1 protein-coding gene is annotated in these 726 nt (G+C 56.9%); it reads right to left on the bottom strand.

Features of this window, described 5'->3' with window-relative positions; translation table 11 throughout:
* Positions 1–726, bottom strand: a 726-nt coding sequence (locus IQ209_RS17970) for a phosphopantetheine-binding protein (protein ID WP_228005980.1), incomplete at both ends; no start/stop codon positions are given.

Here is a 726-nt window from a genome sequence, read left to right as displayed (position 1 = left end):
ATGGTGGAACAGAATGCCTTCCTGCAAGGGGCCAAGCGGGTAAATATCCTGAATATTGGCGACGCCGTCCGGGACATGGTCAACAATACGGTCAATTTGGGCCTGGGTTAATGTCACCAGTGGCAGCATAGCGGGCGTAATGTGTGGACTGTCTTCGTGGATCAGGTTAGGCGGAATAACCGATAGCGCTGCATCTTGCTTTTGATGTAAGCGGGCGCTCATGGCCGCCAGCGTGGGGGCAGCGAAGACGGCGCTGACCGCCAGAGAAAGCCCTTGCTGGCGTAACTGTTCGATCAGGCTGACGACCAGCAGGGAATGGCCGCCCAGTTCGAAGAAGTTATCGTGGCGCCCGACCTGTTCCAGTTCCAGAAGTGCTTGCCAGACTGCCGCCAGCTTCTGTTCGGTTTCGCCTTGTGGTGCTTCGTATTCACGGCTGACGATAGCGTGCTGATCCGGTGCCGGCAGGGCCTTGCGATCCAGTTTACCGTTGGCGGACATCGGGAAGGCGTCCAGCATAACAAATGCACCGGGTAACATATATTCCAGCAGGCGGGCACTGAGGTGTTCACGTAAATCCGCCGGTTTTAGGGGGATGCCGGCTTTGGGGATCACATAGGCAATTAAGCGCTTGTCACCGCTTTCGTCTTCACGGGCGATCACCACGGCATCGCTGACGCCTGCGCAAGCCAGCAGTTGGGTTTCAATTTCTCCCAGTTCAATGCGGAA

Origin of the sequence: Xenorhabdus sp. BG5 (genome assembly GCF_015163665.1) — a bacterium.
GTDB lineage: Bacteria > Pseudomonadota > Gammaproteobacteria > Enterobacterales > Enterobacteriaceae > Xenorhabdus.
The sequence above is the reverse complement of the archived record's forward strand: the minus strand, read 5'-3'. Positions and strand labels throughout refer to the sequence as shown.